We start from the raw sequence: 26276 nt of genomic DNA on the forward strand, positions 1-26276 counted from the left end.
CAGCAGGGTAAGTATTTGATGTTAGAATGCTGCCCTGCAAAATCTTCTTCATAGACATGATTTTAACTAAATGAAACTACTTAAACCTTTGTTCGACAACAACCGCCGCTGGGCCAACCGCATCCTGGAAGAGAATCCTAAGTTCTTTGAACAACTGGCCCAACAGCAAAATCCCGAATATCTGTGGATTGGCTGCTCGGACAGTCGGGTACCGTCGAACCAGATCATCGACCTCATGCCGGGCGAGGTGTTCGTTCACAGAAACATCGCCAACATGGTGATCCATACGGATCTCAACTGCCTCTCGGTGCTGCAATATGCCGTCGAGGTGCTCCAGGTCAAACATATCATGGTGGTCGGCCACTATGGCTGCGGCGGCATCAAGGCCTCCATGGGCAATGACAGATTGGGACTCATAGACAACTGGCTGGGTCATATCCGCGATATCCATCGCCTGCATGCCAAGGAGCTGGCGGAGCTTGATGAGAAGACCCGCTTCGATCGCCTGTGTGAGCTCAACGTCATCGAGCAGGTTGGCAATGTCGCCAGCACTACCATAGTGCAAGACGCCTGGGAGCGCGGTCAGAAGGTGGCGGTGCATGGCTGGATATACAGCGTCGAAAACGGCCTGCTGTCGGATCTCGACGTCACGGTAGACAACGAAACCTTCGCCCGCCGCTAGGCTAAATTCTCCATCAGATAAGGGCCATCTTGCTCTTTCGTACAGGTCTGCCCCCCATTCAGAACTGGCAATCCCAGCGCATGATGGTCAAATCATGCGCTATCGCTAAGCCCCCTCGACTAAAAGCCAAAAAAAGCCGCTTATTTCAGTAAATATTCCTTAATAAACATCGCAGTTTTACACCCATCGCGTTTATAATTCGCTTTGATTTATTTTTCGCGCCGCGGGCGCAGCGAATGCTAAGGAACTATTCCATGCCTGGTTTTGAATTATTTGGTCCTGAAGAGAAGCAGGAAGTTGCTGACGTAATGGAAAACGGTTTTACCTTCCGTTACAACTTTGATCACATGCGTAATGACCGCTGGAAGACGCGTGAGATGGAGCAACTGCTCTGCGAGAAGATGAATGTCAAACACGCCCATCTGCTTTCGAGCGGTACCGCTGCCCTGCAGACGGCACTGGCCGCCGCAGGTATCGGCGCAGGCGATGAAGTGATCGTTCCTCCATTTACCTTCGTGGCCTCTGTCGAAGCCGTATTCATGGCCGGCGCCGTCCCCGTATTTGCCGAGATCGACGAGACCCTGTGTCTGTCACCAGAAGGCATTGAAGCCGCTATTACCCCACGCACCAAGGCAGTAAACCTGGTTCACATGTGTGGCTCTATGGCGAAGATGGATGAGATCAAGGCTATCTGTGAGAAGCACAACCTGGTGCTGCTGGAAGATGCCTGTCAGGCGATCGGCGGTAGCTACAAGGGTCAGGCACTGGGCACTATCGGCCATGTAGGCTGCTACTCTTTCGATTCTGTTAAGACCATCACCTGTGGTGAAGGCGGCGCGGTGATCACTAATGATGAGACCATCTATAACCACGCCCATATGTTCTCTGACCATGGCCATGACCATGTTGGTAACGATCGCGGCGCAGAGAGTCACCCTATCATGGGTCTGAACTTCCGCATCTCTGAGATGAACTCGGCGCTTGGCCTGGCGCAGCTGCGTAAGCTAGATACCATCATCGATATCCAGCGCAAGAACAAGAAGCTGCTGAAAGAGGCCATGGCCGAACTGCCAGAGGTGAGCTTTCGCAAGATCCCGGATCCTGAAGGTGACTCTGCCGGTTTCCTAAGCTTCATGCTGCCTACCGAGGCCCGCACCCAAGAGATCAGCAAGAAACTGGCCGAAAATGGCGTTGACGGCTGCTTCTACTGGTATGTGAACAACTGGCACTATCTGTCAAACTGGAAACACATTCAAGAGCTTAAATCACCAGCCGCTCTGCCGATCACATTAATCGCCGACAAACCTGACTATACTCAGGTGTCTGTGCCTAAGTCTGATGCCATCATGAGCCGCACCATTTCGATGCTGATCAAGCTCTCTTGGACTGAAGAAGAGATCGCCCAGCGCATCGAGAACATCAAGCGTGCCTTCGCCGCTTAATTAGCGTCTCTCAAATTCCCTGTCGCAGCGGCCAATTTGGCCCTGCGACGTTACTTTTTACACTAGATGTCTCAATGGAGAATGCTGTAATGAGTTTTAAAAATTTCAAATGCGTACCGAAAATGATCTTTGGTCGTGGTTCTTTCGCGCAACTGGATACAGTGCTCGAGGAAGAGCGTAAGCAAGGCGACGATTTCGTGGTCTTCCTGATTGATGATGTGCATCAGGACAAGCCCCTCGCCCAGCGCGTACCCGCTAAGCCACAGGATCTTGTGATCTACGTGAATGTTGACGACGAGCCAACCACAGAGCAGGTAGACAACCTCACCGAGCAGGTACAAGCCTTCAACAGCAAGCTACCTGTCAGCGTTATCGGTCTTGGCGGCGGTTCCACCATGGATCTGGCCAAGGCAGTATCACTCATGCTGACTAACCCAGGTGGCAGCGCCATGTATCAGGGTTGGGATCTGATCAAGAACCCTGCGGTGCACCATATCGGTATCCCAACGGTTTCTGGTACCGGCGCCGAGGCCTCTCGCACCGCGGTACTATGTGGCCCTGTTCGTAAGCTAGGTCTGAACTCTGACTACACAGTATTCGACCAGATCATCATGGACTCTGAGCTGATCGACGGCGTGCCGACAGATCAGTGGTTCTACACAGGTATGGATTGCTACATCCACTGTGTCGAGTCGCTACAAGGCACCTTCTTGAACGAATTTGCCAAGGCCTTCGCCGAGAAGTCGATGGATCTTTGCCGTGAAGTCTTCCTGGACGATCACCCAGAGAAGGATGACAAACTGATGATGGCCTCTTACATGGGTGGCATGAGCATCGCCTACAGCCAGGTTGGTGCCTGTCACGCCGTTTCATACGGCCTTGGCTATGTACTGGGTTACCACCATGGTATCGGCAACTGTCTGGCGTTCGACGTGCTGGAAGAGTTCTACCCAGAGGGTGTGGCCGAGTTCCGTCAGATGATGGACAAGCACAACATCACACTGCCTAAGAACATCTGTAAAGATCTGCCAGATGAAACCATCGCTAAGATGGTTGCCGTCACCAAGAGCATGGGACCACTATGGGCCAACGTCTATGGCGAAGGTTGGGAAGAGAAAGTTACAGACGAGATGTTGACTAAACTGTTCCGTCGAATCTAACCTGTAAGCTCAAGGTGTAAGGGGCTCCTAGTGAGCCCCTTCTCTTATGCACTGCCGCACACTGTAACTGATAGGTATATCCAAATGAATGTGACTCTGTTAATCCCAGCACGCTATGGCTCAAGCCGTTTTCCGGGTAAGCCATTGGCGCCGATTAACGGTAAGCCGATGATCCAGCACGTTTACGAGCGTGCGGCACTGGCAAAAGGCCTAACTGCCATCTATGTGGCCACCGACGATCTGCGCATCAAGGAGGCCGTTGAAGCCTTTGGCGGTAAGGTAGTCATGACTGATGCCAATGCTGCCTCCGGCACCGACAGAATCGAGGATGCCATCACCCAGCTTGGCTTGGCGGACGATGATCTGGTGATCAACCTGCAGGGCGATCAGCCGCTGATCGATCCTATCTCCATCGAGCAGATCATCACACTGTTTGAGCGTCACCCTGGGGAGTTCGGCATGGCGACCCTAGGCTATGAGATCACCGAAGAGCATGAGCTTGACGATCCCAAGCACGTCAAGATGGTGTTCGACAATCAATATAACGCCCTCTATTTCTCTCGCGCCCGTATCCCCTTCGGCCGTGACACAGACGACTATCCGGTTTACAAACACCTAGGCGTGTATGCCTACACCCGCGAATTTGTCAGAACCTTCAATAAGCTGCCACTTGGCCGTTTAGAAGATCTCGAAAAACTTGAGCAGCTGCGCGCACTGGAACATGGCCACAGGATCAAGGTTGCCATCAGCGCCTTCGACTCACCCGAGGTCGATACCCCGGAAGATATTCGCATCTGCGAAGCCCGTCTGGCGGTAGACTAGCCGTTACTGAATCAGGAGAGGGAAATAGCCATGTCGAGTCTCGAAGTCTGGCTCATCATCATCTTAGTGCTTGGGGTGATCGCCAGTAACCTGGCGGTGCTCAAATACAGCAACAAGTTTAAGATGACGCAATTTGGCAAGCCCCAAGATAAGCCTAAGGTAAAAACCCAAGGCGATAGTGGCCATAGTGGTAAAAGTGGTAAAAGTGGCCTCAATGAAAATGGCAAAGATGGCTCAAGCATAGATAGCGAAGGCAAGAATAGTGTAGACAAGGCTAGCGCAGACAAAGCCAACACAGGCAAAGATAGCGCAGATAAAGATAGTCGCTAGACTCGACAATTTCGCTTCAACATAAAAAAGGCTTACCCAGGTAAGCCTTTTTTATTGGCAATCAGAAACGGCTAGAAATACGGTGAAAACATCAAGCAAGTGGTAAGACAAAAAAGGCCAGCCCAAACAGGCCTCACCTTTTCGTTGGCACTAATGAAATGTGCAAGTTCCAATAATTAGTGTCACGTATTAGTCGCTATCGCCTTATGCACTTAACGTAAAAATCAGGCCTTAAAAATATGGCCTTAAAATTTGACCTTGAAAATCAAACTTTAAAGTCAGACCTTTAAACGAGCTGGCGACCAATAAATAGCTATTACACCTAGCTATGAAGAGAGACTCTTCACCCAGGCCTCGGGATCGGCGACGATAAACTGATAGCGATCCCCATTGCTGAGGCTCACCTGGATCCCATCTGGCGTGATAGGTAAGATCCCAGCGCCCTTGCCCCAACAGGTCTCGACCTTGACGATCTCTTTGAGTGGCAGGTGGTATGGGCCATAGAGGCAATCTGAGCTAAAAGATTTGAAGTCGAGCGCTTCTCGACTCATGCTGAGGCGTCCATCGACTCGAATGGCGTTTTTCTGCAGTGTTGCAGGCGCCGACTTGGGTTGATGCTGCTTAGTCTCGATTGATAATGTCATCTGCATTCTCCCTGTTGCAACCAAGTTCTGATTTCACTCTACTATATTCGCCGTCACTTGTTAATGAGACGTTAGTGGTCAAATCCTATTATTTAGGTATTTTGAATTAAGTTTTTTGCTTTAGTTTTTAAGAACCTGTCAAGCTAACAATACAGGTCCAAAACCTCTGCCACCTCTTCATCTAAAAAACAGATAAGTGTCTTACTGATACAAAAAAGGCCAATCTCGTGATTGGCCTTTTAACTTATCTAGTCGGCATTTCTTAAGCCTGACTCATGATGCTGATCTTGTGCAAGTTCGGCCTCCAGTCGCTGACTGATCTCCTCCGGCGAACCGGTATTTCTGGCGATCAGGCCATAGGCCACAGGGATCACCAGCAGGGTGAAGAAGGTCGCCAGTATGATGCCCGAGAGGACCACCACGCCGATCACGAAGCGGGTCTCTGCGCCAGCGCCCTGGGCCAATACCAGCGGAATAGCCCCGGCCGCGGTGGTGATCCCTGTCATCAGGATAGGACGAAGACGCTGGCTTGCCGCCTGGATAATCGCTGTTTCGAATGCGATCCCTTTATCCCGCAGCTGGTTGGCAAATTCGACGATCAAGATACCATTCTTGGCCGCCAGCCCCACCAGCATGATGATACCTATCTGGCTATAGATGTTCAGGCTCTGGCCCGTCAGCCAGAGGCCGATTAGGGCCCCCAAGGTGGCCAGAGGTACGGTCAGCATGATCACCATAGGGTGAACATAGCTTTCGAACTGAGCCGCAAGTACCAAGAAGACGATACCCAGGGCCAGCAGGAAGACGAAATACATCGAGCTGCCAGACTCCTGATAGTCCAGAGACTGACCCTTGTAGCTGATCACCGCCTCGGCCGGCAGATAGGTGTAAGCCAGGTTGTTGAGGTATTCCAGCGCCTCACCCAGGCTATAACCATCGGCCAGGTTGGCCTCTATGGTAATGGCGCGCATACGGTTGTAGCGGTTTAGCTGACTGGCGTCGGCAAACTCCTCGACCGAGACCAGGTTCGCCAGCGGGATCAGCTCACGACTGCGGTCCGAGCGCACATAGATGTTGCTCAGATCGCTGGCGGTATTCTGATTATCACGGTTACCCTCGATGATCACGTCATACTCTTCGCCGTCGCGCATGAAGGTGGTCACCAGACGCGAGCCCAGCATAGACTCCAGCGTGCGACCTATGTGCGAGATAGAGACCCCAAGGTCCGCCGCCCTGTCTTTGTCGATCACCACCCTAAGTTGAGGCTTAGTCTCCTGATAGTCATGATCCAGCCCGACCAGGTTAGGATTCTCCTTGGCCTTCTCCAACAAGATGTCGCGCCACTTAGCGAGCTCTTCGTAACTTGGGCCTCCCAGCACAAACTGCACCGGCTTACCCACGCCGCGGCCGAAGGCCTGACGCATTACGGGGAAGGCGCGCACACCGGCGAGATCCGACAGACGGGCACGAATGTCACCTATGATCTCAAAGGCACTGCGACGGTCCGCCCAGTCTTCCAGTACTATGATCGCCATGCCGTTAGAGAAGTTGGCGCTGCGACCAAAGCCGCGCGGCGCACGAATAAGCAGACGCTTAATTTCACCGCTATCCACCAGCGGCATCAGGCGATTTTCAATTTCATCCATGTAGGGACTGATATACTCGAAGCTTGCCCCCTGAGGACCGTTGACGATCAGGAACATCGACCCCCTGTCCTCCCGCGGTGCAAACTCCTGCGGCACCTTAGTCATCAGATAGCCGCTAAGCCCTAAGGCGATAACCACCAGCGAGCTGACGATAAAGGGGTGGACCATGGCGCGCTTGAGCGTCGCACGGTAACCGGCCGACAGCCAGTTCATGCCCGCATCTATCTTGCGCACCAGCCAAGGATCTTGCCCGGCAGGCTTTAGCAGCTTAGAGCACATCATAGGGCTAAGAGTCAGGGCCACCAAGCTCGAGAAGATCACCGCGGCGCTCATGGCCACCGCAAACTCCTTAAAGAGTTTACCCAGATCTCCTTCAAGGAAGGTGATCGGCATAAACACAGCCACCAACACCAGGGTGGTCGCCACCACGGCAAAGGCCACCTCACGAGAGCCCAGGAAGGCCGCCTTGAGCGGCGAATCACCCTCCTCGATGCGTCTGTGGATGTTTTCCAGCACCACGATGGCATCATCCACCACCATACCGATAGCCAGAATCATCGCCAGCAGGGTCAGCAGGTTAATGGTGTAACCCAGGGCGTAGAGCACGATAAAGGTCGCCATCAGGGAGACTGGTACCGTCAGCGCCGGGATCAACATGGCGCGCACGCTGCCCAGGAAGAGATAAATCACCACAATCACCAGGAACATGGCGATAAACAGCGTCTGATACACCTCCTTGATAGAGGCTTCGATAAACACTGAGCTGTCGTAGGAGCGTTTGATCTCCATGCCGGCAGGCAGTGTCGGATTGATCTTATCCACCAGGGCGTTGGCGGCGCGGGCCACTTCCAGGGTGTTGGAGGTCGATTGCTTGGAGATCCCAAGGCCTATCATGGCCTCGCGGTTACCACGGAAGGTAATACGCTCCTCTTCCGAGCCAATCTCTACCCTGGCCACGTCACCTAGCTTGATGAGGTAACCATCTTCCCCTTCGGCCAGTACCAAATTATTAAAATCTTCCGCCGTCTTGAAGGTACGCTCCAAACGTACTGTAAAGTGTCTGTCCTGAGACTCCACCGAACCAGCCGGCAGCTCGACGTTCTCCGAGCGCAGCACAGATTCGATATCCGATACCGTCAGGTTACGGGCCGCCAGGGCCTGTCTGTCGATCCACACCCGCATGGCGTACACCTTACCGCCACCGATACGAATATTTGCCACACCATCGATCACCGAGAAGCGATCTACCAGGTAACGGCGGGCATAGTCGGTGAGCTGCAAGGTGTTCATCTGATCCGAGACCAGGTTAAGCCACATGATCACCTCATCGCCGCCATTGGCCTTTTGCACCTCTGGGGGATCGGCCTCTTCCGGCAGGTTGTTGAGTAGACCCGAGATGCGATCGCGGACATCGTTGGCCGCCGCCTCGATATCACGACCGACGTCGAATTCCAGGGTCACGGAAGAGCGACCATCGCTGCTGGAGGAGTTGATGTTGCGGATCCCTTCGACGCCGCTGATCCTGTCTTCCACCAGCTGGGTGATGCGACTCTCCACCACGGCGGCACTGGCACCGCGATAGTTGGTTTGCACCGAGACGATCGGCGGATCGATATTAGGATACTCCCTCAGGGGGAGTTTTTCGAAAGAGACCAGACCGAAGGCGATTAATAACATGCTGATGACGGACGCAAAAACCGGTCGTTTTACCGACAAATCCGTCAAGATCATGCTAGCGGCTCCACCTTAGCTTGTTGGTTGAAACTGAAATGTTCGCTGTACTGCACCTTGACGGTATCCCCAGGGCGCACCTTGAGAATGCCGCGCACCATCACCTGCTCGCCGACATCGACACCGCCCACTATCTCCACCCAGCCGCGTTTACGCAGACCAAGTTGCACCTGACGACGCTCGACCACGTTTTCATCATTCACCAGATAGACGAAGTGATCTTTCTGAATTGGGATAATCGCCGCCTCAGGGATGATGAGTGCTTCGCGGCTCTGCTTGATAAGCTTCACCTTCATCAACATGCCAGGTAGCAGACGCATTCCCTTGTTGGGGATCTCGGCCCGCACCGTCACCGCGCGGGTTGTTGGGTTAATGCGGCTATCGACAGAGACCACCTTACCTGTGAAGAGCTCGCCTTCGAAGGCCACGGCGCTGGCCTCGACCGACTTACCTATCGCCAGAGACTGTAGGAAGCGCTCAGGCACAGAGAAATCCAATTTGATGGTGGAGATATCATCTAAGGTGGTGATCACAGTACCTGGGGTTACCAGGCTGCCCTGACTCACCTGACGCAGGCCCAGGCGTCCTGAAAATGGCGCCAGAATACGTCTGTCCTTGAGGGAAGATTCTGCCTGCTCCAGCTCGGCCTTGGCGGTATCGATAAGGGTCTGCAGCCTGTCGCGCTCCAGTGCCGCCACCGTCTGACTGGTGACCAGTGAGCTGATACGCGCCAGTTCACGCTCATGATCTTTCATCTTCACCCGGGCCACAGTCACGCGAGCGATCTGCTCTCTGTCTTGCAAACGCACCAGAAGCTGGCCCTTGTCGACCATCTGACCGTCGTTGAAATTAATCTCGGTCACCATGTCGGTGACCTTTGGGGTCACAGTGATAGATTCGTTGGCCTTGCCGGTTCCCAGGGCCTCGACCTCGTCACGAATCGGCTGCATTTCGGCCTTTGCCACTACCACGTTAGGCGTAGGCCGCCCGCGGGGCCCCTTAGGCGTTTCGGTTTGCTGAGTGAAATAGTAGGTGGCGGCGCCCGCCGCTAAAAGCATTGAGATTATTATCGTTTTTTTCATCAATCTTCCGAAAGAATGCGCGTTATGTTATCGGTAGTTTACCTAGGAATATAAGTGCTTCAAGGCGTTTTACCTTTGCTTACAAACTTAACACACCATTTACATTCTCGCCCGGCGTGAGCGACAAAAGAGTATGGTTTCAATCACAAAATGACACGTTGGATCATCTATATAGGTGGGACTCTGACAGCATAAGCAGTAGCTTTTCCTCGCTGACGGAGGGATTCATAAATTCCCCCTGACCATAGTCGCACCCCAGGGCCTGCATCGTCTGATACTGCTCACGGGTTTCAATCCCCTGCGCCAGGGTATCGATATTCAGCGTACTGGCGAGATTGATGATGGTCTCCAAAATAACTTGGTTGTCATAAGCCATCTCCATGGGGCTGATGAGCCCTTGGGCTATCTTGAGGCGATTGAACCTGAACTCCTGCAGATATTTAAAAGTAGCGTGGCTGGCACCTACATCATCCAGGCTCACCAGCACACCGAGGGATTTTGCCCGTGCGATACAGCTAACTACCGCCTCAAACGAGGCGCCTAGGCTGGATTCAGGGATCTCTATGCCCAGATAAGATGCCAGCTCAATGCCCTCCCCAGCCATTCTCTGCAGCTCATCAAACAAGGCGCAGCCGTCACTGGCGATGTTCACGCTGAGGCGAAACTCCTCGGGATAGGCGCCATGATAACGCTTAAGATGAGCCAGGATAAGCTTAGCGACCACGGCATCTACCAACTCGAGGGCGCCTTGTCGGCGCAGCGGCGCAAGCAGTCGTCGTGGTGAGATGGTACCTAGTCTTGGATGCTGCCAACGTAACAGCGCCTCTGCCCCAAGGAGTTTGCCATCCTTGAGCCGGTATTGAGGTTGAAAACTGAAATAGAGCTCGCCTTGATCTGCGGCCTGCTGAAACGCCTGACATATCTGCGTCTCCTGCAGTTCTGCCTGTTCGCCACTTGTGAACACACAAAGCCTATGCCGCCCCATCAGCTTGGCCCTAAGTAGAGTCTGATCGCCCCGGCGCAACAGATCCGTCGCCGCCATCCCGGATAAGAAACAGGTCACCAGCCCCATGCTGACGGACAGATTAAGCGAGATCCCGCCGAGATCTAACATGGCTTGCATCTGCTCTCGCAGCGTCTCTACCCGCTCGAGGCACTGCGCCTCAGAATTGATATCCACCAACAGCAGGCCAAACTGATCTCCCCCGAGTCGGCAAAAGGTATCCTGGCTCGCTATTGCGGCATGGATGCGCTCGGAAAACACCTTAAGTAGCTCATCCCCGAGATGGTGACCATAGGTATCGTTAACCGCCTTAAAATGATCTATGTCCAGCAACACCAAACCAAGCCCTTTAGAAGAGGTCTCGTCGATACAGGCGTCGTTCAGTTTGGCGATGGCCTGATTGAGCCGGTCGATAAACAGAGTGCGATTGGGCAGGCCAGTTAAGCCATCATAGAGGGCCATCTCGGTGAGATTAGCCTTGAATTTCATGCGACTGATGGCGTTACGTATATGCTTAGCGGTAAACACCAGCAGCTGTTGATCGGCTTCGCTATAACGATAATCACCGTGATAACTCTGCACCACAACGATGCCGCGAAACGCCTCGTCGCCAAATGGGACGCCGAGCCAGGCCGTCGGCATCGCGCCATTGATGACTATCTCCCCCTGATCCACCAGCGCCTTAATTTGCGCCTCATCGGCCAACAGCGGCCGATTCTTAAGCAGTGCATAGCCAGTGATCCCAAGACGGGTTGGTAATAGAGGCAAGTCGGCGTCTTCTGCAAGCTGATCGTACTGATCGACATGATAGGGAAAGTGCAGGGTTTGGCCATCATCACTGAGCAGCGCCACATAGAAGTTGTCAGCCTTAAGCAGGCGAGCGATACAGGTGTGCAGCTTTAGGTAGAACGCCTTGATCGAGTCGGTCTCGAAGATGATCTCGGCGATGGCAAACAGGGTATCTTGGATCTTGCTTGCATATTCCAGCTCGGCTACCCGCTTTTGCAGCGTCACCAGATTATTGGCCCTATGGATCTTCAGCGCCGCGATAGAGGCCAGTGCGAACAAGATCCGCTCATGCTGGGGCGTATAGAAATTCTTCTTTGGATGTTCGGTATCTATCACCCCAATCACCTCCCCCTCCATCAGTATGGGCACGGCGAGCTCGGAGAGCCTTGGGGCATCATCGACGATATAGTTGGGGAACAGCCGGGTGTCGGCAACATTTAAGGGCTGCTTAGTCTTGGCCACGGTACCGACCACCCCTTCCCCCAGCTTAAGTTCGATGGGCGCGAGGATCTCATGACCGCTAGGATTCTTATCGCCGAAGCTGGCCTTCTGTACCAAGACGCCCCGGACGGGATCCAACAGATAGACGACCACATCGTCGAAGCCCAACTGGGAGACCACATTCTGCGCCAGATGCCAGAGGATCTCATCCACGCCACTCAGAGAGAGCATGTCGATGGCAAACTCACTGATGATCTTTAGATATTTAGCGTCTACATCCTGCAGTGGCACCTTAGCTGGCATCTCTACCTCGGCCTATTAACTCCATCAAACTTATGACTGACAATCTCACTAACTATATGGCATAGAAGGCAGGTACGCCATCTACAGCCGCACTAAAGTAGCCTAATGAACATGGCAAATCGGAGGCAGGTGTCTATGCATAAAATGAAACATCTAATGAGGTGGCAACTAGGAAAAGGTGAGGCTGAACCGAATCCATACTCAGGCGCGATTAAGCTAATTAATGCGCACAAAAAAAGAGGCCTAGTGGCCTCTTTCTTCATCTAACCGTTTCTCTGACTGAGTTGAGCTTATCTAACCTTGCGGTCTTCGCTCATCAGCTCGGCCATGCCATCGTAGACGGCCTCGACCACTTCATTGCTCACAGGACTATCTTCCTTATCTTTAAGGTAGATACGAGTCTTAGAAGTGTCGCTGTTATCTTGCTCAATCTGCAGACGATACGAGCCCTCTTCCATCGGAAGCTTCTTATCGCTCCACAATGAACTCCAGAAGCCAGAATCGTCGCTCACATTGATATAGTAGAGTCCCTTGTTGCTATCCATATCGACGATCTCAAAGCCCAGCTCAGGCAGTACGATACGCAGACGGTCCCAGGTACGGCTGTAGCTGGCGTCCGCCAACCAGAAGCTTTGCTCTGGCGTCTCGTTTTCGGCAACGGCAGGCGCCTTAACCAGATCCACATCGATACCCAGGCTCTCACGCAGGCGCTTGGCCTTAATCGCCTTAGCACGCTTGACGCTCATGTAAGCGATGGTGTTGTTGAGCATATCCACCGTGTAGCGGCGCTTATCTTCACCCGTAAGCAGAATATCCTGCGCCTTACCATCGAAGCTCTCTTCGTGATCAATCAATTCGATAGCAAGGTTACCGCTGCGGCCGTGAGGACGCACGTTGACGCTGAAACGATAGCGTTGACGTACCGAATATATTTCATCGGAGCCCCACAGAGATGAATCGATAACTTCTTGATTTTCAATCCAATCAGTTTCTATCACACCCGTATCTCTATCCTCTTTAAGGATCTTGATCTCGTGCTGACTAAAATATTCATCCAAGATACCGAACAGCTCACTGCGCAGATCGATATCGTTATCGATAGACTCGACCACGATCTTGATGCTGTCGCTTGACTCCTCCACATGGGTACCTTCTGCCATCGGCAGTACCTGTAGCGGCGGACGAATGTCGAGTTTCTTGCCAACCAAGGTCTTGTCAACCTTACTGCCGACCTCAGGAATATCGAATTCGGTATTGTATTTCGGCTGATTCAATCCAGCTGGGATCACCAGTTTGGGCTGAGACGTCACATTGGCGTATTCGTCATCGCCATTAGCCTGGCGTCTGTCGATAGGCGTGCTGCAGGCCGTAACGGCGGCAACCAGTAGGATTGGGGTGACTTGCTTTAGCATCTAATTATTGAACCTCTATTCCGGCATTCTTCATCGCTTCTAGCAACAGACCATGATATTGCTCGGAAAGTTCCGTTAATGGCAAGCGAATATGTCCTTGGCTGATCAGCCCCATACGATGCGCCGCCCATTTCACAGGAATCGGATTGGCCTCGCAAAATAGCGCGCTGAACAGATCTTTCATTGGCGCCTCGGCCTTGAGGGCACCCTCGAGATCGCCCTTAAGGGCCGCATCGCACATCAGCTTGAACTGCTTAGGCACTATGTTGTTGGCCACAGAGATCACGCCATTCCCGCCCAGAGTAAGGAACTCACGGGCCGTGGCGTCATCACCGCTGTAGAGCATGAAGTCATCGCCACACAGCTCGCGCAGCCTAGCCACGCGGCTTAGATCGCCGGTCGCTTCCTTCACGCCAATGATGTTTGGCACCTCGACCAACTGGGCAACGGTTTCGGGCAACATGTCCACCGAAGTACGGCCGGGCACGTTGTAGAGAATTTGTGGGATATCGGTTGCGGCCGCAACGGCGCTGTAATGGGCAACCAAGCCTTTAGGTGTCGGTTTGTTGTAGTAAGGCGTTACACCTAGCATGGCGGCCACACCTAGGTTGGCCTGCGCCTTGGTCAGCTCGATCGCTTCGGCGGTGGCGTTTGCACCATTACCACCTATCACTGGGACGCGTCCGGCGGCAAATTTTACCGTGTGGGCAACCACTTCAATATGTTCTGAAAGAGGTAAAGTGGCTGACTCGCCAGTCGTGCCGACGGCAACGATGGCGTCAGTACCCTGTTCAATATGGTACTCAACCAACTTCTCGAGACTTGCATAATCGACTGAGCCATCACGATTCATGGGTGTGATTAAGGCTACGATGCTTCCGTTTATCATGTGATTTCCCCAAGGATTCAGGACTGGCTATGGTACTGATGCTCACAGGTAAAAACAAGCATAAGTATCCCTAGATCACAGAGAATGATAACACCGCTCCCCATAGGTCAAATGTTTGACTCTTTATCACGATAGGGATCTCAAAACTGATAACTTGTGATAGCATAAGCCACCTAAAAAACGCCGACATTATTCAATCGTCGCTTATTTGTACAACGAGTTACCAATCAATGGGGGAATTTCATGTCCAATCATCTGGTCGTTACCGCACTGGGTTCTGATCGTCCTGGTATCGTCAGTAAATTTGCCAGACTCGCAAGCGAATGCGATTGCGATATCGTCGATAGCCGTATGGCCCTCTTTGGTGGTGAGTTTACCTTGATCATGATGATTTCAGGCGCCTGGGCATCGATCACTAAGATGGAAGCCAGCCTCCCTGCCCTGAGTGTCGAGCTTGGCCTGCTAACGGTAATGAAACGTTGCTCACAGCACACGCCGCCAAACTATGTGTCTCGCCTCGAAGTAACCTTCAACGGTAAAGACCAGCGCGGCACCATGAAGCGTATCACCCAGTTCCTGGCCGATCGTTCGCTGGACCTTGCCGCCGTACGCTCCCACGCCGAGGAAACCCCAGACGGTGAGCCGGTGCAGAATGTCTTCCTTACCATCAACGTGCCGGAAAAGGTCGATATCGAAAAACTCGAACAAAATATCGCCGCACTCGCCGAAGAGATGAACCTAAGCTGCCATATCGAACGTATGCAGGGTATCGAAACACAATCTAAGGATGATCTATGAAAACCTTAACCCAGGGCGACAAGGCCCCCGACTTTACCCTACAAAACCAAAATGATGAATCAGTTTCCCTTGCCGATTTTAAAGGCAAGAAAGTTCTCGTTTACTTTTACCCAAGAGCCTCTACACCTGGTTGTACTGTTCAAGCTTGTGGGCTAAGGGACACTAAATCAGAGCTTGATAAACTAAACGTTGTGATTATTGGAATTAGCCCTGATACACCGAAGAAGCTCACAAACTTCACAAACAAACAGGAGTTGAACTTCACCTTACTCGCGGACGAAGAGCATGCCGTATGCGAAGCTTATGGTGTTTGGCAACTCAAAAAATTCATGGGCCGTGAAAACATGGGCGTGGTACGCACCTCTTTCCTCATTGATGAAAGCGGCAACATCGAACATATGTTCAACAAGTTCAAGACCAAAGATCACCACGAAGTTGTCTTGAAATATATTCAAGAAAACAGCTAATGCTAGTTAGCAATTGACAAAAAAGCCGGAAATTCCGGCTTTTTTATTATCTAAAGATTCGTCAACTACTAGCCCATCATGGCTTTAACATAGGGCCAAAGCAGCGCCGCCGCGATACTCCACATAGTCACGAAGATGAATCTGTCTAAGTAGCACCAGGCCTTTGGTTTTTTAAACAGTGGACTCAGATACCTGGCACCCAGGCTCAAGGCGAAGAACCACACGAAAGAGGCGAGCACGGCGCCGGCGCCAAACATGTGCCTCTCTTGCTGCTCGAACTGAGTACTGATGCTGCCCAGCAAGACCACTGTATCCAGATACAGATGGGGGTTAAGCAGGCTAATTCCCAGGGTCGTGAGCAGCGCGGCGCGCAGGGTGTCCGCCCCCTGGGTCGACTCGGTATCCAGGCCTTGGGCGTTAAATGAGGCACGCAGTGCCTGAGCGCCATAGACGAGCAAGAAGGCTGCCCCCCCGAGGCTGGCGATATCCTTGATTAAGGGAAAGGCCAGGATCAGATGGCCGAGGCCCGCCACACCTGCGGTGATCATCACGGCATCGATAAAAGAACACAGGGCGGCGATAGGCAAGGAATGGGCGCGCTTTAACCCCTGCTTTAACACAAAGGCGTTTTGCGCCCCAACGGCGATGATCAGGCTGCCACCAACACCTATCCCTTGAATGAATGCTTGCACGAGAAAACTCCAAAAAGAACCACAACTAATTTCAGGTCGCAAGCATAGCGAGCTTCTAAAAATAAACCCAGCTACTAAATTTAATGTATCATTAGCCAAACTTATAACGATAATTTGGATGTTTCGATGCTGGATTACGCCCACCTGAAAGCCTTGAGCGTGGTGATCGCCGAAGGCGGCTTCGAGCGCGCAGCCAAGGCACTGTTTATCACCCAATCAGCCGTGTCTCAACGCATCAAGGCGCTGGAGGAGAGAGTCGGCCAGACTCTGCTTATTCGCAGCAATCCTGTGCAGGCAACGCCCATGGGCAAGCGTCTGCTCAGGCATTACGCCCAGGTGAGCCTGCTGGAGAGCGAACTCAGCGCCGAGATCGACGCCGACGATCCTTCGCTGCCCACAGTGGTGAAGATAGCCGTCAATGCCGACAGCCTGGCCACCTGGTTTCTGCCCGCCCTCGCCGAGCTGTTTAAGCGCCACCGCTGGCTGCTAGAGCTGATTGTCGACGATGAGTCTTACACTCACCATCTGCTTAAAAGCGGCGAGGCGGTGGGCTGTGTGACCACCACAGAGGCGCCACTGACAGGCTGCTCCAGCGAGTACCTTGGCCAGATGGAGTATCTTTGCGTCGCCACCCAGGACTTTATTCAGGAGTATTTTGCCGATGGCGTGACACCCAGCCGTCTGCGTCAGGCGCCGGCCGTGGTGTTCTCCACCAAAGATAAGCTGCATGAGAAGTTTTTAGGGGAGCATTTTGGCATTGAGCCTGAGCAATGGCGAGAGCATCAGATCCCCTCCTCCGAGAGCTTTCTGGAGGCGATATTGCTGGGCATGGGTTACGGCCTTGTGGGCCATCTTCAGGCCGAGCCATTGCTGCAAAGCGGCGCGTTAAAACTAATTGCCCCAGATTGCACCATGAAGGTGCCCCTCTATTGGCAACACTGGAACATCAAAGCCAAGCAGACAACCCTGGTCTACCGCGCCTTAGCCGCGACGGCCAAGCAGGCGTTGAGGTAGCGACCTAAGTACTTTCGAGAAAGCACGTTCAATTAAGTACGTTCAATAAAATACTGGCCTTAAAACACTAGCCATAAAAAAGGAGCCTCTCGGCTCCTTTAACGTTTAAATGCCGATCAGACGTTGCCCTGCTCCGCCTCTGTCTTTGGCTCATCGGCCTTGGACTTATCAGCCTTAGGCCAGGCATTCACCACCGCCTTCACCAGAGAGGCGAGCGGAATGGCGAAGAAGACCCCCCAGACACCCCAGAGTCCACCGAAGACCAGCACGGCCGCGATAATAAACACGGGATGGAGATCCACCGCATCGGAGAACAGTATGGGCACCAGCAGGTTACCATCTAACGCCTGAATGATGCCGTAGCCTAACATGAGATAGCCAAACTCCGGGCTTATGCCCCACTGGAAGAAGGCCACCAGGGCGATCGGCAGGGTCACCAGGGTGGCCCCCACATAGGGGATCAACACGGAGAAGCCTGTCAACACCCCGAGCAGCACGGCGTAACGCAGATCCATGATGGCGAAGAAGATATAACTTGCGGCGCCTATGATGACTATCTCGATCACCTTGCCCCGAATGTAGTTAAAGATCTGCTGGTTCATCTCCAGCCACACCTTACGGGCCAAGTCGCGATTGGCGGGAATGAAACGCTTGCTGCCGCGAACCAGCTCATCTTTATCCTTGAGGAAGAAGAACACCAGCAGCGGCACTAAGATGGCGTAGACCATGAGCACCAAAAGTGATGCCGAGTAGCCAATCAACTGTTTACCCAGATCCAGTATATGTTGAGTATCCAGCAGCTTCTTGAGCTCACCCACCGAGGCGTCGAGTTGCTCGACACTTAAAAACTGCGGATACTGCTCGACCAAGCCCTTAAGGGTGATGAAACCTTTATCCAGCATGGTGGGCAGATCCGTCACCAGAGCCACCCCCTGACGCCAGATGCTGGGCACCAGGCCGAAGGTGATCAGCAGCATCACGCCAACAAATAGCACAAGCACCAGTGATGCCCCCGTGGTGCGGTTGATGCCTATCTTGACCATCTGCGCCACTGGCCATTCAAGCAAAAATGCCAGCACCAGAGCGACCAGCAAGGGCGCCAAGAGTCCACCGGCAAAATAGATGATCAGGGCGATCCCGAGCAATATCAGCATCAGGGTCACCGCCTGGGGATCACTAAATCTCTCTTTATACCAATTGGTAATGATTGAAAACATCTACTCTTCCTATTTAGAAACCAAGACCCGCCGCTCTGTAAATTAAGCGTTTAGGTCTGCAACATCGAGCATCATGAAAAATAATTAATCGGCGCCTCTGAAGCTAAAGAATCATTTCTATCTAAAGGCGCGTTAGAGTCGAAATCTACAACTCCACCAGGATAAAATTTAGTCGCCTCGGGTTATCGACAACACCAAGATCTCAGCATCGTTTTGTATTTCAACATATTGCCAGTTGGCCTTCTCAAGAAACCTGGGCACATCCTGGCGCGAACCACTGTCTTTAAGCTGTACCCGCAGCACGTCACCACAGGGCAACTGCTTGAGCGCCATCTTTAGCTTAACTAAGGCCAGGGGACATCGGTAGTGGGTTAAGTCAATAAAAGTCATAATGATCTTGCTAAAGGCAAACTCGGGCTATTATCCTAAGTCTCCAGTGAAACCACAAGCGAACAATGATGGCGAACCACTCGCCTCAGGGGCCAGACAAACTGAACTAATTGTCTCGATTTGGTTCCAACAAAGCAGACCCAGTTATCTATAAACGCTAAGGATAAGTTTGAGTAAAGTTAACAAAGCAAAATCCCTGGTTGCCGGCGCCTTGTCGATGGCCCTGTTCTCTATCGCCCCCTTAGGCTTTGCCAACAACGATCTGCCAGATCTTGGCACCGCGGCAGTGAACACCTTCAGCCTGGAGAAAGAAAACAGCTACGGCGACGCCTATATGCGGGTGATCCGCTCTTCGGCGCCCATGCTTAACGATCCCGTACTCAATCAATACCTGACCGAGCTGGGTAACCGTCTGGTGGCCCACGCGACCGGGGTAAAGACCCCCTTCTATTTCTTCCTGCTTAGAAACGATGAGATCAACGCCTTCGCCTTCTTCGGCGGCCATGTGGGGGTTCATACCGGCTTATTTCTTAACGCCGATAACGAGAGCCAACTGGCCTCGGTATTAGGCCACGAGATCACCCACGTGACCCAGCGGCACCTGGCGCGTTCGCTCGAGGCGCAGCAGAAGAGCTCTCCCGCGACCATAGCGGGTCTGCTGGGCGCTATCTTGCTCACCATTGCGGTGCCTCAGGTGGGCATGGCGGCCATGGCGACCACCCAGGCCTTAGCGACTCAGGCGCAGATCAACTACACCCGCCTGCACGAGAAAGAGGCAGACCGTATCGGCATGCAGATCTTGGTCGACGCCGGCTTCGATCCTAACGGCGCGGCGGACTTCTTCTCTAAGCTGGCCACACGCTACCGTTTTACCACTAAGCCACCACAGATGTTGTTGACGCACCCCTTGCCCGAATCGCGAATTGCCGAGGCGAGAAACCGGGCGGCGCAATATCCCCACAGATATGTGGCCGATAACCTGGATTTTCAGCTGGCCAAGGCGCGTATTCAGGTGCGCTTCTCTAGCTACAGCGAAGAGGCAGCGCTGGCGCTATTTAACGACCAGATAAGAAAGAACAGCTACCAATTTGAAGAGGCTGCCTTGTACGGTAAGGCGCTTGCCCTACTGCGCGCCGAGAAGGCCAAGGAGTCTGAGGTCATCATAGACAAGCTGCTCGCCAAAGATCCCAATAACCTCTTCTATATCGATACCAAGACTGATCTCCTACTGGAGCGCCATGAACATCAACAGGCGATCGATCTGCTGACCCGTGAGCGTAAGCTTAAGCCCACCTCTCAGGTGATCAACATCAACCTTGCCAACGCGCTTATCGAAAATGGTAAGGCCAAACAGGCCATTCCCCTGCTGGAAGATATGATCTTCCTCGATAAGCAGAATCAATTGCCGCTACAGCTGCTGAGCGATGCCTACAAGCAGACCGGCAACCGCGCCATGGAGCATTTTGTCAAGGCCGAAACCATGGCTCTGGCGGCGGACTATGATGGCGCCATAGATCAGCTCAACTTTGCTTACCGGCTATCGGAGAAAAATCCGCTGCAGCTGGCGAAGATAGAGGCCAGGATCCGTCAGTTCAAACAGTCGAAGAAACAACTCGAACTGCTTTAGCAGCATAAGGTGAGCCGGGACCCTGTGACTCGACTCACCTTTTGCAGTAGAATGGCGGCAAATTTCTAGATATGGATAGAACTGCCATGACGCAAGTAAGCATAATTCATAACCCCCGTTGCTCTAAAAGCCGCCAAACCCTGGCGCTGCTCGAAGAGAAAGCCTGCGATATCCAAGTGATCGAATACCTCAAGACACCACTGACCAAGGTGGAGATCCGCAGCATCTTAGATAAGCTCGGCCTAGCGCCACGTGAGCTGATGCGCACCAAGGAAGAGGAATACAAGGCGTTGAACCTGGCCGACGTCACCGACGACGAGGCGCTTATCCAGGCCATGGTCGATACTCCTAAGCTGATCGAGCGTCCTATCGTGCTGGCAAATGGTAAGGCGGCAATTGGTCGCCCCCCAGAAAACGTACTGGCCATCCTGTAAGGCTGAGAGTCGAAATGAGCTCAAAGACACTGTTTCAAATTAGCCGCGCCGCCTATGTGGCGCTGCTGCTGTTGATGACCGCCTGGTTTGGCAATCAGGGATTGACCGGACAATATTCACTGATCTTCAGCCTGCTGTGGATCTTGCCCCTGCTGGCGCCGCTTAAGGGGATCTTAACCGGTCAGCCCTACACCTATGCCTGGGCAAGTTTCATCATCTGCCTCTATATGTTGCATGGCCTGACCCTGCTCTATGTCACCGAGACGGCACTGGTATTCGCCATCTGCGAGGTGGCATTGCTGAGCCTCTTGATGGTCACCTTGCCCTTCTACGCGCGCATCCGCGGTCGCGAATTGGGCCTGGGACTGAAGAAGCGCAAGAAATAGATGGCTCGATAAACAATCATCTAACGTAAAAGGCACCGATAAGGTGCCTTTTTTGTGGTGAGTCGTTAACGACTTGATATCCTGATAGCTAAAATACTGACCGTTAACAGCGCTAGGAGACTCGCGCGATTAAGACAGACGCTACAGGCGCAGCATCTCTTTTACGAAGGGAATAGTCAGCTTACGCTGATGTACCAGTGATGCCTTGTCCAGGCGATCGAGCACATCGAACAAAGTACGCAGATCCCGCGCCAGACGATTGAGCAAGAAGCGCCCCACATCTTCCGGCAGCTGTAATCCACGCATCGCTGCCCTGCGTTGCAGCGCCGCCAGCTTCTCCTCATCGGCCATAGGTTGTAGCTGATAGGTCAGCCCCCACTGCATACGAGACACCAGGTCCGGCAGGGAAAATCCCGCATCGCTGGCCGTTGCACTGGCGCTCACCACCAGGGCGCAGCGCTTATGTTCCGCCACCCGGTTGTAGAGATCGAACAGCGCTTCCTCCCATAGAGGATGCCCCGCAATGGCATCGATATCATCGATACAGACGAGATCTAACTGCTCTAGCCCCTCTAACAGTTCGGTAGAGATACTGGCATGTATGCCAAGCGGCAGATAGAAGCTGCTGCGATTGAGCTCGTTGGCTCTGGCACAGGTAGCGTGCATCAGGTGTGTACGCCCCGCCTTGACCGGCCCCCAGAGGTACACGGCCTTGTTGGCCCGCCCTTCGGCACATGCCTGAAGGCTCTGGATCAGCTCGTCGTTACCGGCCGCGGGATAATAACTGTTAAAGGTCTCATCATCGGGCAGATAGACGGGTAAAGAAAGTTGTACCGGTGAATGGGGTGACACGTATAGGGATCTCGATCTTATCTTGTGACTGTATTGCCTGGGCGGCCTAATTTAGCACTCAGCATATTACTATTAGGCGCCCAGCTTACCTTAACGTCCTTGCCAAATATACTCGCGGCGCGGAGTCTGTGACGATGATAACGGATCCACCACCTCATCGACGCCCAATCCCGACTGCATGTTGAGCTGATCCGGGCTATTTGACTGCTCCAGGCTGCGGATCTTAGGCTCCAGGCTGATCAAACGATACAGATCTTCTTCGCTGCCAAAAAGCTGCAACGAAAACTCGGCGGAGATCCCCTGCAACTTAGTCAGGGACACAGACTTAACCGCACTGAGTTGATGCAGGTATTTCTCAATATCCAGCAGCTGCTGACGGTCGGTTATCTCGACAAAAGTCAGCTGAGTACTGTTAGCCTCGCCGCTATCGGCAATGGCGTAGCGCGCCACATAGTATTGACTGATCGTCTCGAAGATCGCCTTTACCGCGGCGTCCATATCGGCAACCTGAGCCGACTGAGTGGTCAGTGGATTAAACAGCGGCTGTTCGCTATTCGCCGGGTAGAGGGACAACTGATAGCTCACCTGACCATCTGGCTGGTTGTCCAGCGACACCATGGCAAAGTAGTCACTGCCATAACGCTGACTGGCCTTAGCCACGGTATCGGCAAACATACCACGCACGTCGGTGACGCTGATGGCCATGGAATCATCGAGATCCATCATAGGCAGTAGCATGGGCACCCCGCGCGTCTTCGACATCTTGGCGATCAGGCTACGGCTCTCCAGCACTGAGGAGTCGTTGAGTAGCTCACGCTTGCCCTCATTCTCCTGAGCTAGCCACAACAGCGTCAGTGGGCGCTGCTTACCCCAAACGGGCAGCTGAGCCTGACGCAGTAGGCTGATGATCTTACTGTGGTCGAATGAAGCCTGCAGGAACTGCTCGCCGCCCTGCTCCTGGTAGCCAAACTGACGTATATAAGCGGTAGGTTCGGCAATGGCCTGAGCCACCAAAGGCGCGCTAAGGGCGGCGCGATCGCCGGTATTTTTCAATACCACCTCTTGCATCGCCTGGCTTAGCGCCTGATTCTTTACCTGCTGGCTGCGATCGGCGATCTTAATCGCACTTCTGTCCAGCTCGGTCACCTCGACGGCGGCAACATTCAGACTCGCGGCGCAAAACGTACCGGCAAGCACCACAGAAAAAAGACTCTTAAACATCCGTATCTATATCTATTCACGAATACAATGGCGGCAGTGTAACACATAAGCCTTGACCATGCCTGTCTGCAAACGCCGTCAAATTCGCTTTTTTCTAAGGCTTTAATGAGGCAAGCCGGAGAATGTGATCAAGATAAGTGCAAATATGCTAGCAAGACGTTAACATTGTGCGGTTTAGCCATAAAAAGAGAATAACAATGAAACGTTTAGCAATCCCCCTACAGGGCGCGCAAATGCTGTTTGTCGCCTTTGGCGCCTTAGTATTGATGCCGCTGTTAACCGGGCTCGATACCAACGTCGCCCTCTTTACCGCCGGCATTGGCACCTTGCTCTTCCAGCTCGTGACCAAACGCCAAGTCCCCATCTTCCTCGCCTCCTCCTTCGCCTTTATCGCCCCCATCCTCTACGGTGTACAAACCTGGGGCATTCCCGCAACCATGGGCGGCCTGATGGCGGCAGGATGCGTGTATCTGGTGCTGGCCACCCTGGTGAAATTCAGAGGTGATGCTTTCATCAAAAGGCTGCTACCTCCGGTTGTTGTCGGCCCTGTGATTATCGTGATCGGTCTGGGCCTTGCGCCGGTTGCCGTTAACATGGCGCTCGGTAAGAGCGGCGATGGTGGCCTGGTTCTGGTCGACCCAGAGCATGCCTTGATCATCTCCCTCGCCTCGCTGCTGACCACCATAGCCGTGGCTATCTTTGCCAAGGGTATCGTCAAGCTGATGCCAATCTTGGCTGGCATCATAGTGGGTTACGGCCTCAGCCTCTTCTTCGGCGTAGTCGACTTTGCCCCGGTCGCCCAGGCGAGCTGGTTGGCCATGCCTAACTTTGTGGCACCTGAATTTAACTGGCATGCCATCGCCTTCATGATCCCCGTGGCCATCGCCCCGGCGGTCGAGCATATTGGCGACATACTAGCGATCTCAAACGTGACTGGTAAAGACTATATGAAGAAGCCTGGCCTACACCGCACCCTGAGCGGCGACGGCATCGCGACCATAGCGGCATCGGTACTTGGCGGCCCACCAAACACCACCTACTCTGAGGTGACTGGCGCGGTGACGCTAACCAAGGCCTTCAACCCGGCCATCATGACCTGGACCGCCATCACCGCCATTCTGCTGGCCTTTATCGGCAAACTCGGCGCACTAATGCAGACCATTCCCGTGCCTGTGATGGGCGGCATCATGTGTTTGCTGTTCGGCTCAATTGCCGCCGTCGGCTTGAACTCACTGATCAAGAATCATGTGGATCTCAGCGAGCCAAGGAACCTCTGCATCGTCGGCGTGACCCTGGTCTTTGGTATCGGCGGCATGGCATTTGGTATCGGCTCATTCAGCCTCACGGGGATCAGCCTTTGCGGTATCGTGGCCATCACCATGAACCTCCTGCTGCCCGAGGCACACGCCCGTCAGGAGCAAGAAGTCGCCTAAGGATCTCCGGACAGTCAACATGCTAACTGCATGGTTTATAGACACAAAAAAGCCCTTCATTTGAAGGGCTTTTTCTTATCGGAGAGGAAGGATTAACCTTCGGTTTGGCTCAATTAAGATTAAGCCTCACCCTCTTGATCAGCATATTTGGCCGCCGTATCGGCGATCAGAGTCTGTAGTTCACCCTTCTGATACATCTCGGTCAGGATGTCGCAACCACCAATCAGCTCACCTTCTACCCAAAGCTGTGGGAAGGTTGGCCAGTTCGCGTATTTAGGCAGCTCGGCACGGATATCGGGATGCTGCAAAATATCAACATAGGCAAATTGAGCACCGCAGTTAATCATGATCTGCGCCACTTGCGAAGAAAATCCACAGCTAGGAAGCTTAGGAGACCCTTTCATGTAAACGATGATAGGATTTTCAGCGATTTGCTGTTTGATTTTTTCTACAGTTTCGTTTGTGTCCATCTTCTTTCCTAAATTTTGCAGCAAAGCTACGTCAACAAATTTAGCCTATTGTACGCTAGGTTCACAGATAACGAAAACCTACTTTTTTCAGGGTTATTCACTGAGTTAGGTTATCGATTGAATTAATCTAAAAAATCAAACAAACAATGATTCACATCACAACTTTATCAGGTAGAATGTGCCTCTGTGAGCAAACCTAAAAAGACAATTGAATGTCAATGGAGAAAAAACATGGCTTTTGAATTACCAGCACTGCCTTATGCGAAGAACGCACTCGAGCCCCATATTTCCCAGGAAACCATCGAGTATCACTATGGTAAGCATCACAACACCTATGTAGTGAAACTAAATGGTCTTGTTGAAGGTACTGAACTTGCCGAAAAGAGCCTAGAAGAGATCGTTAAAACTTCTACTGGCGGCATCTTCAACAACGCAGCTCAAATCTGGAACCACACTTTCTACTGGAACTGTCTAGCACCTAACGCCGGCGGCGCAGCAACTGGCGACATCGCCGCAGCTATCGACGCAGCCTTCGGTTCTTTCGATGCATTCAAGGCACAGTTCACCGATGCAGCCGTTAACAACTTCGGTAGCGCTTGGACTTGGTTAGTGAAGAAAGCTGACGGTAGCCTGGCCATCGTTAACACTAGCAACGCTGCTACCCCACTGACTGACGAAGGTGTTACACCCCTTCTGACTGTTGACGTTTGGGAGCACGCTTACTACATCGATTACCGTAACGTACGTCCTGATTACATGGCGGCGTTCTGGAACCTGGTTAACTGGGAATTCGTTAACAGCAACTTCGCTGCTTAATCTAATTCGACCAGATTTGAAAAGGAGCCACCCGGCTCCTTTTTTATTGCCTGGCAAAAACCTTAGCCCCTTACGCTAACTCA

25 protein-coding genes are annotated in these 26276 nt (G+C 52.8%); 13 read left to right on the top strand and 12 right to left on the bottom strand.

Features of this window, described 5'->3' with window-relative positions; all coding sequences use genetic code 11:
• Window positions 1-70 precede the first annotated feature (70 nt).
• The 5 genes from can to K0H81_RS10480 all read left to right on the top strand — a co-directional run bounded on the left by can (window position 71) and on the right by K0H81_RS10480 (window position 4436).
• Window positions 71-682, top strand: coding sequence for a carbonate dehydratase (can, locus tag K0H81_RS10460; RefSeq protein WP_011865657.1), 612 nt, complete (start codon window positions 71-73; stop codon window positions 680-682).
• Window positions 683-936: 254 nt separating this feature from the next.
• Entirely contained in the window at window positions 937-2124 is a 1188-nt protein-coding gene (kdnA, locus tag K0H81_RS10465) for an 8-amino-3,8-dideoxy-alpha-D-manno-octulosonate transaminase KdnA (RefSeq protein ID WP_220058286.1), read from the top strand.
• A gap of 89 nt (window positions 2125-2213) precedes the next feature.
• Window positions 2214-3284 (top strand): 3-deoxy-alpha-D-manno-octulosonate 8-oxidase KdnB, encoded by a 1071-nt coding sequence (gene kdnB / locus K0H81_RS10470; RefSeq protein ID WP_011865655.1) that lies wholly within the window; start codon window positions 2214-2216, stop codon window positions 3282-3284.
• 84 nt (window positions 3285-3368) lie between these two features.
• A complete protein-coding gene (gene kdsB / locus K0H81_RS10475; protein WP_220058287.1) occupies window positions 3369-4106 on the top strand; it encodes an 8-amino-3,8-dideoxy-manno-octulosonate cytidylyltransferase KdsB in 738 nt (245 codons plus the stop codon).
• A gap of 30 nt (window positions 4107-4136) precedes the next feature.
• Window positions 4137-4436, top strand: a complete 300-nt coding sequence (locus K0H81_RS10480; RefSeq protein ID WP_220058288.1) for a DUF2897 family protein — start codon at window positions 4137-4139, stop codon at window positions 4434-4436.
• 326 nt (window positions 4437-4762) lie between these two features.
• On the opposite strand, the gene K0H81_RS10485 is transcribed toward K0H81_RS10480, so the two are convergent.
• The 6 genes from K0H81_RS10485 to dapA form a co-directional block, all read right to left on the bottom strand.
• Window positions 4763-5080: a hypothetical protein gene (locus K0H81_RS10485; protein ID WP_144199130.1), complete on the bottom strand. Its 318-nt coding sequence runs from the start codon at window positions 5078-5080 to the stop codon at window positions 4763-4765.
• Window positions 5081-5328: 248 nt separating this feature from the next.
• A complete protein-coding gene (locus K0H81_RS10490; RefSeq protein ID WP_220058289.1) occupies window positions 5329-8457 on the bottom strand; it encodes an efflux RND transporter permease subunit in 3129 nt (1042 codons plus the stop codon).
• On the bottom strand, window positions 8454-9539 hold the full coding sequence (locus K0H81_RS10495; protein ID WP_144199126.1) for an efflux RND transporter periplasmic adaptor subunit: 1086 nt from the start codon (window positions 9537-9539) through the stop codon (window positions 8454-8456). Before K0H81_RS10495 ends, K0H81_RS10490 begins: the two co-directional genes overlap by 4 nt.
• A 163-nt stretch (window positions 9540-9702) precedes the next feature.
• Window positions 9703-12075, bottom strand: a complete 2373-nt coding sequence (locus K0H81_RS10500) for an EAL domain-containing protein (RefSeq protein WP_220058290.1) — start codon at window positions 12073-12075, stop codon at window positions 9703-9705.
• 290 nt (window positions 12076-12365) lie between these two features.
• On the bottom strand, window positions 12366-13487 hold the full coding sequence (gene bamC / locus K0H81_RS10505; RefSeq protein ID WP_220058291.1) for an NlpB/DapX family lipoprotein: 1122 nt from the start codon (window positions 13485-13487) through the stop codon (window positions 12366-12368).
• A gap of 4 nt (window positions 13488-13491) precedes the next feature.
• Window positions 13492-14376: a 4-hydroxy-tetrahydrodipicolinate synthase gene (gene dapA, locus K0H81_RS10510; protein ID WP_144199120.1), complete on the bottom strand. Its 885-nt coding sequence runs from the start codon at window positions 14374-14376 to the stop codon at window positions 13492-13494.
• A gap of 243 nt (window positions 14377-14619) precedes the next feature.
• Here dapA and K0H81_RS10515 point away from each other — a divergent pair, with 243 nt between their 5' ends.
• Both K0H81_RS10515 and bcp read left to right on the top strand, forming a co-directional pair.
• Window positions 14620-15174, top strand: a complete 555-nt coding sequence (locus K0H81_RS10515; protein WP_220058292.1) for a glycine cleavage system transcriptional repressor — start codon at window positions 14620-14622, stop codon at window positions 15172-15174.
• Complete coding sequence (bcp, locus tag K0H81_RS10520) at window positions 15171-15641, top strand: thioredoxin-dependent thiol peroxidase (protein ID WP_220058293.1); 471 nt, start codon at window positions 15171-15173, stop codon at window positions 15639-15641. Before K0H81_RS10515 ends, bcp begins: the two co-directional genes overlap by 4 nt.
• Before the next feature lie 68 nt (window positions 15642-15709).
• Here the strand turns inward: bcp and K0H81_RS10525 are convergent, their stop codons facing one another.
• A complete protein-coding gene (locus K0H81_RS10525; RefSeq protein ID WP_220058294.1) occupies window positions 15710-16333 on the bottom strand; it encodes a LysE/ArgO family amino acid transporter in 624 nt (207 codons plus the stop codon).
• 126 nt (window positions 16334-16459) lie between these two features.
• Between K0H81_RS10525 and K0H81_RS10530 the strand changes: the two genes are divergently transcribed.
• The gene (locus K0H81_RS10530) at window positions 16460-17347 is read left to right on the top strand and encodes a LysR family transcriptional regulator ArgP (protein ID WP_220058295.1); all 888 of its coding nucleotides are present in this window, start codon (window positions 16460-16462) and stop codon (window positions 17345-17347) included.
• Between the two features lie 116 nt (window positions 17348-17463).
• On the opposite strand, the gene K0H81_RS10535 is transcribed toward K0H81_RS10530, so the two are convergent.
• Together K0H81_RS10535 and K0H81_RS10540 are read right to left on the bottom strand one after the other, a co-directional pair.
• Window positions 17464-18564: an AI-2E family transporter gene (locus K0H81_RS10535; RefSeq protein ID WP_220058296.1), complete on the bottom strand. Its 1101-nt coding sequence runs from the start codon at window positions 18562-18564 to the stop codon at window positions 17464-17466.
• A gap of 168 nt (window positions 18565-18732) precedes the next feature.
• Window positions 18733-18954: a sulfurtransferase TusA family protein gene (locus K0H81_RS10540; protein ID WP_144199108.1), complete on the bottom strand. Its 222-nt coding sequence runs from the start codon at window positions 18952-18954 to the stop codon at window positions 18733-18735.
• 169 nt (window positions 18955-19123) lie between these two features.
• Here K0H81_RS10540 and bepA point away from each other — a divergent pair, with 169 nt between their 5' ends.
• The 3 genes from bepA (at window position 19124) to K0H81_RS10555 (ending at window position 21401) form a co-directional block, all read left to right on the top strand.
• Complete coding sequence (gene bepA / locus K0H81_RS10545) at window positions 19124-20581, top strand: beta-barrel assembly-enhancing protease (RefSeq protein ID WP_144199106.1); 1458 nt, start codon at window positions 19124-19126, stop codon at window positions 20579-20581.
• Between the two features lie 86 nt (window positions 20582-20667).
• Window positions 20668-21015 carry an arsenate reductase (glutaredoxin) gene (arsC, locus tag K0H81_RS10550; RefSeq protein ID WP_041406615.1) on the top strand — a complete coding sequence of 116 codons (348 nt, stop codon included), beginning with the start codon at window positions 20668-20670 and terminating at the stop codon, window positions 21013-21015.
• Window positions 21016-21029: 14 nt separating this feature from the next.
• Complete coding sequence (locus K0H81_RS10555) at window positions 21030-21401, top strand: DUF2069 domain-containing protein (protein ID WP_220058297.1); 372 nt, start codon at window positions 21030-21032, stop codon at window positions 21399-21401.
• A gap of 141 nt (window positions 21402-21542) precedes the next feature.
• Here K0H81_RS10555 and hda read toward each other — a convergent pair whose 3' ends face one another.
• Both hda and K0H81_RS10565 read right to left on the bottom strand, forming a co-directional pair.
• Complete coding sequence (gene hda / locus K0H81_RS10560; protein WP_220058298.1) at window positions 21543-22253, bottom strand: DnaA inactivator Hda; 711 nt, start codon at window positions 22251-22253, stop codon at window positions 21543-21545.
• A 90-nt stretch (window positions 22254-22343) separates the two neighbouring features.
• Window positions 22344-23474: a DUF2066 domain-containing protein gene (locus K0H81_RS10565; RefSeq protein WP_220058299.1), complete on the bottom strand. Its 1131-nt coding sequence runs from the start codon at window positions 23472-23474 to the stop codon at window positions 22344-22346.
• A 197-nt stretch (window positions 23475-23671) separates the two neighbouring features.
• Here K0H81_RS10565 and K0H81_RS10570 point away from each other — a divergent pair, with 197 nt between their 5' ends.
• Window positions 23672-24907, top strand: a complete 1236-nt coding sequence (locus tag K0H81_RS10570) for a uracil-xanthine permease family protein (RefSeq protein WP_144199097.1) — start codon at window positions 23672-23674, stop codon at window positions 24905-24907.
• A gap of 119 nt (window positions 24908-25026) precedes the next feature.
• Here K0H81_RS10570 and K0H81_RS10575 read toward each other — a convergent pair whose 3' ends face one another.
• On the bottom strand, window positions 25027-25377 hold the full coding sequence (locus K0H81_RS10575) for a Grx4 family monothiol glutaredoxin (protein ID WP_011865633.1): 351 nt from the start codon (window positions 25375-25377) through the stop codon (window positions 25027-25029).
• Between the two features lie 231 nt (window positions 25378-25608).
• Between K0H81_RS10575 and sodB the strand changes: the two genes are divergently transcribed.
• Window positions 25609-26193, top strand: coding sequence for a superoxide dismutase [Fe] (gene sodB, locus K0H81_RS10580; protein WP_011865632.1), 585 nt, complete (start codon window positions 25609-25611; stop codon window positions 26191-26193).
• Window positions 26194-26276 lie beyond the last annotated feature (83 nt).

Origin of the sequence: Shewanella halotolerans (genome assembly GCF_019457535.1) — a bacterium.
In the GTDB taxonomy this organism is placed as follows: Bacteria; Pseudomonadota; Gammaproteobacteria; order Enterobacterales; family Shewanellaceae; genus Shewanella; species Shewanella halotolerans.